The 10,753-nt window shown below is 38.8% G+C and carries 12 protein-coding genes; 2 read left to right on the top strand and 10 right to left on the bottom strand.

What is annotated here, in order from left to right:
* Positions 1-55: 55 nt before the first annotated feature.
* From ACEW8U_RS22515 to ACEW8U_RS22490, 6 genes are all read right to left on the bottom strand, one after another.
* Positions 56-463 (bottom strand): response regulator, encoded by a 408-nt coding sequence (locus ACEW8U_RS22515; RefSeq protein ID WP_373524308.1) that lies wholly within the window; start codon positions 461-463, stop codon positions 56-58.
* A gap of 379 nt (positions 464-842) precedes the next feature.
* Positions 843-2,447, bottom strand: coding sequence for a PQQ-dependent sugar dehydrogenase (locus ACEW8U_RS22510; RefSeq protein WP_373524307.1), 1,605 nt, complete (start codon positions 2,445-2,447; stop codon positions 843-845).
* A 61-nt stretch (positions 2,448-2,508) separates the two neighbouring features.
* Positions 2,509-3,192 (bottom strand): VOC family protein, encoded by a 684-nt coding sequence (locus tag ACEW8U_RS22505; protein ID WP_373524306.1) that lies wholly within the window; start codon positions 3,190-3,192, stop codon positions 2,509-2,511.
* A 58-nt stretch (positions 3,193-3,250) separates the two neighbouring features.
* Positions 3,251-4,177 (bottom strand): NAD-dependent epimerase/dehydratase family protein, encoded by a 927-nt coding sequence (locus ACEW8U_RS22500; RefSeq protein ID WP_373524305.1) that lies wholly within the window; start codon positions 4,175-4,177, stop codon positions 3,251-3,253.
* 401 nt (positions 4,178-4,578) lie between these two features.
* Positions 4,579-6,030 carry an aldo/keto reductase gene (locus ACEW8U_RS22495; RefSeq protein ID WP_373524304.1) on the bottom strand — a complete coding sequence of 484 codons (1,452 nt, stop codon included), beginning with the start codon at positions 6,028-6,030 and terminating at the stop codon, positions 4,579-4,581.
* A gap of 25 nt (positions 6,031-6,055) precedes the next feature.
* Positions 6,056-6,589: a hypothetical protein gene (locus tag ACEW8U_RS22490; RefSeq protein ID WP_373524303.1), complete on the bottom strand. Its 534-nt coding sequence runs from the start codon at positions 6,587-6,589 to the stop codon at positions 6,056-6,058.
* 155 nt (positions 6,590-6,744) lie between these two features.
* On the opposite strand from ACEW8U_RS22490, the gene ACEW8U_RS22485 reads away from it, so the two are divergent.
* The gene (locus ACEW8U_RS22485) at positions 6,745-6,897 is read left to right on the top strand and encodes a hypothetical protein (RefSeq protein WP_373524302.1); all 153 of its coding nucleotides are present in this window, start codon (positions 6,745-6,747) and stop codon (positions 6,895-6,897) included.
* A gap of 196 nt (positions 6,898-7,093) precedes the next feature.
* Positions 7,094-7,216 carry a hypothetical protein gene (locus ACEW8U_RS22480; RefSeq protein ID WP_373524301.1) on the top strand — a complete coding sequence of 41 codons (123 nt, stop codon included), beginning with the start codon at positions 7,094-7,096 and terminating at the stop codon, positions 7,214-7,216.
* A 632-nt stretch (positions 7,217-7,848) separates the two neighbouring features.
* Here ACEW8U_RS22480 and ACEW8U_RS22475 read toward each other — a convergent pair.
* The 4 genes from ACEW8U_RS22475 to ACEW8U_RS22460 form a co-directional block, all read right to left on the bottom strand.
* On the bottom strand, positions 7,849-9,462 hold the full coding sequence (locus ACEW8U_RS22475; protein ID WP_373524300.1) for an ABC-F family ATP-binding cassette domain-containing protein: 1,614 nt from the start codon (positions 9,460-9,462) through the stop codon (positions 7,849-7,851).
* A gap of 124 nt (positions 9,463-9,586) precedes the next feature.
* Positions 9,587-10,264, bottom strand: coding sequence for a hypothetical protein (locus ACEW8U_RS22470; protein WP_373524299.1), 678 nt, complete (start codon positions 10,262-10,264; stop codon positions 9,587-9,589).
* Between the two features lie 128 nt (positions 10,265-10,392).
* Positions 10,393-10,545: a hypothetical protein gene (locus tag ACEW8U_RS22465; RefSeq protein WP_373524298.1), complete on the bottom strand. Its 153-nt coding sequence runs from the start codon at positions 10,543-10,545 to the stop codon at positions 10,393-10,395.
* A partial coding sequence (locus tag ACEW8U_RS22460; RefSeq protein WP_373524297.1) for a hypothetical protein occupies positions 10,535-10,753 on the bottom strand: 219 nt, incomplete at its 5' end. The genes ACEW8U_RS22465 and ACEW8U_RS22460, both read right to left, overlap by 11 nt.

Genomic DNA, 10,753 nt, shown 5'->3' with positions numbered 1-10,753 from the left:
TGATTTTTCTGCTATTAGCAAAGCGGAATTATTAAGGGAGACTTTTTATTAATTTTTATCCGTAAATCAAATTCTTTAACCTATCCACTGAAAGTGGCTTGATGATATATTCTTCTATTTCAGGGATCAATTTGATGGGTTCGATATCATCAGGATGTATGGAACTGCTGACCATCACAATTCTGAATTTGTTTTTGGTCTTTTTGTCGAACTTTATGAATTGCTGTATAAAATGCCAGCCGTTTGTTCCCGGCATGTGCAGGTCCAATAATACCAAGTCTTTTAATCCTCTTTTCTTTTTGACCTTGGGGTGGGTCAAATTTGATTGAATATAATTCATGGCTTTTGAGCCATCTGGAAGCAATACTACCTCTCCATTGTAGCCAATATGGTCAATAAGTCTTTTATGGACCTGACATGTCACTGCGTCGTCATCAACAAGAATGATTTTGTCCCACTGCATAAGGTGATTTATTAGGGGTAATTGAGTAATATAATTTAGGGTGATTTAACTTTGTCATAAGTTAAATGTTTTTTAAATGTAACAAATTACTTTTTAAAAATTATACATTTTAAATTGACTTTTTTTTATAAAAGTGAAAATTTTCTTATAAATGACTGAATTACAGTTAAATAAAATATGCTTATTAAACAATAAAAATATGCCGTTAAGTAAGTATTGCCTATTTTCTGGTAAGAAATTCTTGTTTTTATCTAATTTGCGTATGGATATTTTGAATAGATAAAATAAGTATAAGTATTCCTAAGCCAGGGTTTATTTTGTCTAAATCGGTATCCATTTTACATAGATGCAGTTGGTGTTTTTTTGATTTCAATAAATTTTAGTGTTGTAACCCCTTTCTTTCTTCAAATACTTCTCCTGCAATGACAGCTCCTGATTTATTGCCGAAATCATTTCTGATAAAAGTAAGCAAGTCTGCAATTTCCTGATCTGAAAGATGGTCATAAGCCGGCATTTCCTGATTGTATTTTTGCCCGTTGACAGTGATTTCTCCGGATAATCCCTTTAAAATGACTCGGATCAATTTTCCTTTGTCACCCGTCACCCAATCTGTTTGGGATAAAGAAGGGATCAAATCCTCAGCCCCTTTACCCTCGGGTCCATGGCATGTAAGACAATGTTGTGTGTATAATTTGGCCCCGGCTTCCATCTCGACAGGTACTTGATAGGCCCAGTTTTCATCCATTAATTTGATAGGCTCAAGTTCCTTTGCAAATACTGGTAAAGATGTGTCCATCTTTTGATTTTCAGCCATTTTTCTGATTCTAACTATCTTGTCCGGACCTTCGGGCAATCCGTCATACAACCAAGGTTGGAATCTGGGGTGCCAATCCCTGTTACTTGTGGAAAAAAAGATTTCTCCTTCGGGTGAAACAGCAATATCCCTGATTCTTCCAAAATGCTTTTGGATAAAAATATCCTCACTTTTTACTTTTTCTCCCTTATCATCCAAATGCAAAATCCGAATGGATTGGCCTTTCATCGTGGCAATTAACAGGCTATTGGTCCAATCAGGAATATCATTATGCCCATAATAAGCCAATCCTGCTGTAGCTAATGTAGGGATCCAGGCAGCTAATGGTTCAATGACAGCCACATTATTTGCATAGTCCACTTCTTTTTCCAAGTCAATAAATCCCTGCACATCAGGCCAACCGTAATTGCCCCCTTTAACCAACAAATTGACCTCGTCATCATTCAATGGACCATGGTCAGAACCATACAGTTGATTGTTTATACCAAATGTCAATCCTTGAGCGTTTCTCAACCCCATAGACCAAACTGGATTGTTGGGAAAAGGATTGTCTTCGGGAATGCTGCCATCAAGGTTGATCCGTAGGATTTTTCCACCCAAAAAACTTTCATCCTGGGTCAGGTTTACTTTGCCCACATCACCCAAAGAAAAAAACAGCTTATCATTTTCTGATATTACAATCCTCGAACCATTATGGAAAGTAGCCCCAGGTAGGCTGTCCAAAAGGATCATTGGATTTATCAACATCTCTTTTTTGTAATCGTACCTGACTAATCTCGATCTGATTTCTTCTTCCTGACCTTGTTTGGGAATTGCAAAAGTGTAATGTAGGAAAACCAAAGGTTCTACAGGATGTACTGTCATCCCCAAAAGTCCATAGGATTTCTTTGCGATCAGGTCAGGAACCTGAAAAATATCTTTGACCACACCAGTCTCCAAATCCAATAAATGGACGGAACCTGAAACCTGTGTAAACCAGAGTTTACCGGAAATACTGGCTTCTATGTCCCAGGGCACTTCCAGGTCTGTGACTACTTCGGAAATTTCCAAAATAGCATTATCCAAATGGATATAACCTACGATAGGGTAGTCAGGAACGGTTTCAGAAGTTTTCTCACTGCATGAATAAAAGGTTAGGAAAACCAGGAAAATGAATAGTTTAGATCTCATTTGGTGCGATTTTGACCTTCTAAGATAAGCACTTCTTTGAAAACCACTAAATTGAATTTGGTCAATCGCTGAATATAAAGAACCCAAATCCACCTGGATCCCTGATGATGATGTTGTCTACGATTCCCTCTTTGTTGAAATAGGTGATTTCCTCAGTGATTAGGATTTCGAGATCACGGATTTTTTGGATAACAGCCAGATTATCCTTTCCATTGAAATAGGTCAAGGAGGGATTATAAAAGAGGTGCGGACAAGAAAGTGGTTTCATCAAGGAAATTATGAAGTCTTCTCTTTCCAATGAAACATAGCCTTGTTCTAGAGATCCACTGGAAATCTTGAAACCTAATGTTTCATAAAACCTAATTGATCTTTGGATGTCAGTGGTTTCCAAACTTAACCCTGCATAATTCCCTAAAATGCTAAAACTTTTATCTTCTAATACAGGGAAATCGGGTGCAGGAATTTCCATCAGATATATCCATACTCCGCTTGGGTCCGCAAGAAGGTATCCATCACTGAAAGTTGTGATTGCTATATTTTCTTGAAGTTTACTGATTTCTGATTTCCAATTATTTTTAAAAAGTTTGACACCTGCTCTTGCATATCGGTCAGTGTTGATTTCAATATAAGCTTTACCATCATTGACTATCAGAGGATCATTCGAAACTATTTTAAATCCAAGATTTAGATAGAACTCCTCGCTTTTAAGTTTGTTTGGGGTAGGGGATTGTGAGATGGATATCATTTAATGATCGATGAGTTTCATTAATCGCTATTTTTATTCAAATTTTTCAAATGATTAACTATAAACATTTTTTAAGACCTTTTTCCAATTCAATCGCTTTAAGCCCAAACGCCTTTTCAATCTTGGATGAATCAAAACAATAATCCTGATCCAATTGATAGCGAAGATCTTTGACTTCACTCAGCAATGGGATAAAAAGCGCCAATATACTCACCATAAATGCAGGCAGTATAGAAAGCTTTGGTTTGACTCCCATTTCCTTTGCCAATATATTGACTACTTCCTGTACAGTCGGGTAGCGCTTGGAAGTGGGTAAGTGCCACACCTGATTCCAAGCGGATTCATGTTGGACCAAAACCGATGTGGCATGGGAGGCATCGGGGATGTAGGTAAAGGAATGTTTGCGGTTACCATCATACATCCATTGGGCTGTTTTTCCGGCTTTCATCCGGTTGATGACTGCTTCGTGCAAGAAACTTAATTTGGCATCAGGACCATAGAAATCAGCCGCACGTACAATCATGGCGGTTAATTGGCCTGATTGGACTTTGTCCAAAATCATTTGTGCAATTTGAGCACGAACCTTGCCCTTTTTGCTTTGGGGATTTACCGGAGTTTCTTCGGTAAGGTGACCGACATGTGATGGGTCATAGCAGTACATGTTGTCAAAAAATACCAATTTGGCATTGTGCCTGATACAGGCTTTGATCACATTTTCCATAATGATAGGCCACTGTTCCCTCCAGATTTTGATCTTGTAGGTGATCCCTGTGACTAAGTACACCGTACCCGAACCAGCAATGGCTTTGTCCACATCTTCTTCAATGAGCAAATCCGCTTTAACCAATTCTTCATTGCCCATGATGGTTTTGGGATTGCGGCTGACCAATCGAACATTATCAGTAAAAGCGGATAGGTCTTTGGCCAAAGAAGTTCCGATATTACCGGTCGAACCAAGAATGGTGTGAAGAGAAGAATCTGCCATTGTTTTTTATTGACAATATAAAAAATTTTTCCATTCAGTTTCCCGATTTTCATAGACTTACTAAAAATTAAAACCTTACCATTTTTTCCATTCCTACTGTACCCAGCCAAATTCTGCCTTTTTCCTATATCAGATCACTTCTTTGTGTGATGCTGAGTTCAGGAATCGAAAAATTAAAAGGCGTGTGGTAGAATGATGTTAAAAAGGACACAAACCTAATTTATCGTCCATGCTCCCGTTTATTACAGGAGATCGGACGATTAAAAAATAAATTTAAAAATGGTCAAGAGTAATTGGATTAAAACATTGAATCGAGTTTAAAGAAAAGGAAAATTAAATCAACGAAAATTTGGGAGTTTATGGATATACTAACCTTGGTAATCGATCATGGCTGTATTTAATCAAACCTTATAAAACTCCACCAATCTCCCATCAAAACCAGCCACCTTTTCAACCAAGGCCATTCGCTTCTTTTCGTCCAATGCTTTGAATTTTCTGGCCATGTCTATTTTTTCCTGTAGCATTTCTGCATTGTCCGCGCCTGTTACAAGTACCGAAATCGGAAGGGACCAGGAAAAGTAAAGTGCTTCTTCCACGCTTATTGCATTGGGAACAATTCTTGGTTTATCCCCATGATTGAAATGAGAGGTGCCTCCGAAAAAACCTCCATTGGCTAGGGTTTTCATGGCAATCGGAGCCATCTCTTTTTTGATCAATTGGGGAAGGACATTGTTGATAAAGCTTTTGTAGTTGGGGTCAAAGGCATTGATGGGCATCTGACATACCTGAAGGGCATCGGTCCGCTCCAGCATTCGTTGATGGGCTTTGTAATCTGCATGGCCGGAGAAACCCACATACTTCACTTTTCCGCTTTTTTGGGCTTCCAGTACCACGTCAAGCACACCGTTTTTGATCCTGCTATCCACGTCAGAGGGACTGCCCACAGCATGGATAAACCAAAGGTCCAAGTAATCGGTATTCATCTTTTTGAGGGTGCCTTCCAGATGGTCTCTCATGGTTTTGCCATCCCTTGCGGTTGATTTGCTTTGGATAAAGGCGACATCACGGTATTTAGGTGTAAGGAACATGCCATAGCGCTTTTCCGATAAACCATTGCCATAGGATTCTGCATTGTCAAAAAACCTCACACCACCTGCAAGTGCTATCTCAATGGTCTTTTGGGCTTCTTTTTCACTCATTTGGGCAATATGCGCCCCACCCAAGCCCAACATGGTGACCGAAATGCCAGTTTTTCCAAATTTCCTTTTGGGAAGCAATTCGCCTAATCGATCTTTTTCAGGTGTATTTTTGGTTGAAAGTGAATTTCCAAAATCATCGGTAAGAGGCATTCCGGTTATTGGAAGCATTATTCCTGCGGTTAAGCCTGCCAGAGATTTGAGGAAAGCTCTTCTGTCTTTTGGGACTTCGCTGATTTGGTTTTCTGGGGCTTTCCAAGGCCAATCCACACAAGTGTTGATTTCCGGGAACAATACATGGTCTGCTTTTCCTTTGAAAACAAGAGTAATCACCTCAAATCCTTTCAATTTCTCTTTGACAGTTTCCAAGGTTTTTCCGGTGACCGATACGTCATCGACCAAAAATATTTTTGAGCCTTTTTCCATAGGAACCATCAAATCCTCCAAAAAAACGGGCATTTCTCTTTGGGGATTATTTTCATCATCCCTAAAATTGACTCGAACCACCAATAATTTTGCTCCAATTTTTTGAGCAACCATCTGGGCCGGTATGGCGCCACCTCTCCCTATCCCAATCACCAAATCTGCATGGGGAATGGGGTAGCTGTCCAGCCTTTGTTGGATGATGGTTAGGGATAAGGGTTGTTTAATTGCCATGATTGAAGGAGGTTTTTGGTAGGATTTATTTTGAGATTTTCCATGATGGATTTCCATATTTCAGAAGCAGGAAATTCAACAATAACAATATCCCGATCCCTGGTAATGCACGGGACAAGGAACCGAGGAAAAAATCCATAGGCGCAGCAGGCAAAATAGGGATGACTAATAGAAGAAGGGAAGAAATCACTTTAGATCCAATATATCCAAAAGGAGCTGCAATCCATTTAAAGGTTTTAAGGATGAGTAAGAGAAATGCTATTCCGGTAAAAAACGTCAATTCCAAAGTCAGTACCGCCAAAAATCCCCAATTCGGATTGCCGGTAACCAGAAAATTGAGCAAAGGGGCTAGTATGGCTATAGGCAGGGCTACTTTCCAATTGTACCAAAAAAGGGCAATGAATGGAATGTAGAACATGGGTAAGAGATAGGCTCCGATAGGAAAGCCATTTATAGGAGGAATCAGGTGTATCACAAAAGGAAAAAAAACAGCAGCCAATAAAATCAATGTGGTTGTCCTGATCCAGGAAAAGCTTCCAAGTTTGCTGATGGTGTACATGTTAAGTGGGACTTGTTGGAGGACATAATTTAAGGAATTGTGCTCGAAAATTTCTTAATTTTTAAGAAAATAGCGAAGATCATAATGAAATTGATTTTGGAAAGGGGAGATAAAAAGCTACATTCTTCAAAGATATTATTCGGAATTTTTCCTTTGTGAAGATACAGGAAGACGAATATGAGGAAGACACTGATGAGGAGGTAAAGGAGAATATCCGTGAAGGCGTCAAGGAATTAAAGGAGGTTTTGGAGGGGAGAAAGAAAGCACAACCATTTGAAGAATTTTTAAAAGAACTTGATGAAATATAGATTAAAGGTTGTCAGAAACTTTAATAGGGAATCAAAGAGATTGATTAGAAAATACCCTTCACTCCGTTTATAAATAGAGAAATTGGGGAATGAACTGATAATTAATCCTTTTCAGGGAACCCCTATTGGTAAAGGTTTCTACAAAATTCGAGTCGCGATTAAATCCAAAAGGTAAGGCAAAAGAGCAGGAGGAAGGGTGATTACTTTCATTAAAGTTGTTGCCGAAACGGTTTATCTGGTTTCTATCTATGATAAACCTGAAAAGTCAGATATAAGCGATGAGGATTTGGACAATCTTTTTGGGGAAATTGAGGATTGATTTTTTGGCCTTGGTGTGTCTTCACAAACTAATATTTGAAACGAACCTCAACAATACGCGAACCCTAGCATGAGTTTAATATCGGCAATGCCTACGGCATTTTTTGGGATTTCATTTGCTGTGAAGCTTTCAGCAGAAAGTTTAATATTCGGGAGTTTCTTAATTGTAATTAGTTTCAAGAGGAAATTTATGTTTCGCCCATACCGTGCCTATGGCAGGAAATCCTACAGCTCTAGTAAGATCACCTGACTATATTAACAAACCTTTCGGGCGCAAGCTCCATTGGAGTGGAACATATAATAGCCACGGGTTTTAACCCGTGGGTATGATTAGTTAGTTTTGGCAAGTCCCGTAGGGAGGGACGATTTAATTACAATTCCACCTTGATATAATAGTTTTCTAAACCTAAGGATCAGTAATTGCATGGTAAATCAAATTTGGAAGGTTAGAGGAAAGGAAATAAAGTTCCGAAAAAGAAGAGGTTCGTGAAGACACGAAACTTAGCATCAAGTCAATTTTAGTTCTTTTCAATATTGGTTCCTCGATGCTTGGGACAAGTTTTGGAAATTCCTTCTTTTCTTTTTGTCAAGTCCTCCGGTCTCACCCTTGCAGCCCGGAAGTTAGATCTCCATCTATTTATACATTTTCTTCCTCAAAGCCTTAACTTCCTCCGAATCAAGGTAATCATCGTAAGGCATTCTTTTGTCTATGGTGCCTTTTGGGGTGAATTCTATAATCCGATTTGCAGTGGAGGAAACAAAAGCATGGTCATAGGAAGTCATCAAGACTGTTCCGTTAAAGTCAATGATGGCGTTGTTGAAGGCCGTGATGGATTCAAGGTCCAAGTGGTTGGTTGGTTCATCCATGACGAGGAGGTTTGGATTTTGGAGCATCATCCTGGAAATCATGCAGCGTACCTTTTCACCTCCGGAGAGCACAGCGCATTTTTTCAAGGATTCCTCACCTGTAAACAACATCCTTCCCAAGAATGTCCTGACATAAGCCTCTTCCTGATTTTGGGAATACTGTCCCAACCAATCGATTAGGTTCAATTGTGTCTGAAAAAACTTGGAATTGTCATTGGGTAAATAGGCTCTATTTATCGTCACGCCCCATTTGTAGCTGCCTTTTTGAGTTGGAATTTCCTCCATGATGGTCTGGAAAAACTTGGTGACTGCCTGTTTGGTTTTGGAGATGAAAGCTATTTTATCCCCCTTGTCTACCATCAAGTTGACATCCTTGAAATATACGGCATTTTCATCCTTCAACTCCAATCCTTCGGTCATGAAGATTTGGTCACCGGCTTCTCTTTCAGGTTTGAAGATGATACCGGGATATTTTCTTGTGGATGGCTGAATGTCGTCCACATTGAGTTTTTCAAGCATTTTCTTCCTGGAAGTGGCTTGCTTGGATTTGGAGACGTTGGCAGAGAAGCGGAGAATAAACTCCTGCAATTCCTTTCTCTTTTCTTCTACTTTTTTGTTTTGGTCAGACTTCTGTTTGGCAGCCAATTGGGAAGATTCGTACCAGAAGGTATAGTTACCGGAATATATCCTGATTTTGCTGAAGTCGATGTCCACGATATGGGTAGAAACAGCATCGAGGAAGTGACGATCGTGGGATACCACGATCACCAGGTTTTTGAAATTCACCAAGAAATCCTCCAACCAATTGATGGTCTGTGCATCAAGGTCGTTGGTAGGTTCATCGAGAATCAGGATGTCAGGATTGCCAAAAAGCGCTTGGGCCAACAGGACCCTTACCTTTTGGTTACCGGCAAGTTCCTTCATCTTAAGATAATGCAGGTCCTCGCTGATGCCAAGACCGGATAGGAGGGAGGCTGCATCGGATTCAGCATTCCATCCGTCCATTTCGGCAAATTCAGCTTCCAATTCTGAGGCTTTGATCCCATCAGCTTCCGAAAAATCCTCCTTGAGGTAGATGGCATCTTTTTCCTCCATGATGGCATACAATGTTTTGTGGCCCATGATAACTGCCTTCAACACTTCTACCTCATCAAATTCAAAGTGGTTTTGTTTTAATACTGCCATCCTTTGTCCCGGTGTGATGTGGACAGAACCCGAAGTACTGTCCTGATCTCCTGAAAGGATTTTCAAAAAAGTGGATTTTACGGCACCGTTGGCACCGATGACACCATAGCAGTTGCCGGGTGTGAATTTTAGGCTTACTTCATCAAATAAGGTTCTTTTGCCGAACTTGAGGGAGAGGTTATCTACAGTAATCATTGATTGCTTGGAATTTTGAAGGTGCAAAGATAGGGAATTCCCGGAAAGGCGCTAGGGGGGAGGTGAGAAATGGTTGGGAAATTAAAAAAGGGTGGGAGATAAAAAAAGATAGTTAAATTAAATGTTAATCAGAAAATTTCAATTTGATCTTTTTTCCATTAAACTCTTTACTATTGATTTCAATTAATCTTTGGAGCAAAGCCTCCTCGTCTTCATCTACCCCCTTCAACCAGTTTTCAAATTCTAATTTAACTGATGGAGTTAAAGTTGAAAAATCAAATGCACCATAAGTTAACCCACCATCAAATAATTCAAAGAATTCAGTATTTAAATAATGAATGCAATTTTCAATTAAGTTTATTCCAGTGTTGATGAATTTGCTCCCAAAAATCATCTCTTTTGATGTCCTTGAATATGTATGTATATATTGGGCTAAATCATTACAATAATCATCAGTTTTTTTCAAATCAAATTTATTTAGGCTGCCCTCTTCAAACAATGCTTTAGTAGCCGCACTTGAAAAAGATTGATATCTATACTTAAGAATTTTAAACTTTTTATTGGTTTGTTGAATACCAGTTTTACCTCTGATTTCTCTTAAAAAATCTTCCGTTTCGGTTCCTTTTGCTCCTATAGCGAGTAGTTCAAATTCAACACGTTCAAATAAGTTTCTTGTTTCCAAGGCGGCATAAATTACTAAACTGGAGTCAGAAAGAATTTTTGCTGAATGAATAAGAAGTTGAATCTGGGCTAAAAGCCAACTAGGATCGAGAGATCTTTTATTTGGATCGAATTCAGGCATTTTTAATTTTCTTTTTTTTTTAAGAGGATAAATTAATTTGAAAAATAATTCATACAATGATTATTCTGAAAAATACGACATATAAAAATTCAAGTCATTATCCCCAGCATTCAGTATTTCTTGGATACCTATTCATTTTTATTCATTTTATCACTTGTTGTTTTTCCCTCGAAATAGGCAACAATTTCCTCAGGACTTAAATCCATAATGTCCTTTGAAATCCGGTTTCTTTGTTCCCGCATGAATTTTACAGCGTCGAAAGTCTTTTTCTTACTTTTCATAACGGGCTTTATGTACAGCTTCTACCTCAGCCGTTATTTCTTCCATACTTGGTGCGTTATCCGCATTTTTGCGAAAGTTCTTTAGCAAATCCGCTAGATCAGAATTTTTATTATCCTTTCTAATCCTAATCAATTCTAAACTCGCCAGGTTTTTCAAAAGTGCTTTTGCTTTTGGGTTAAGTATGTCTATTGTTATGGTTTCCATTTT

Origin of the sequence: Aquiflexum sp. (assembly GCF_041751335.1) — a bacterium.
Taxonomy (GTDB): domain Bacteria; phylum Bacteroidota; class Bacteroidia; order Cytophagales; family Cyclobacteriaceae; genus Aquiflexum.
The sequence above is the reverse complement of the archived record's forward strand: the minus strand, read 5'-3'. Positions and strand labels throughout refer to the sequence as shown.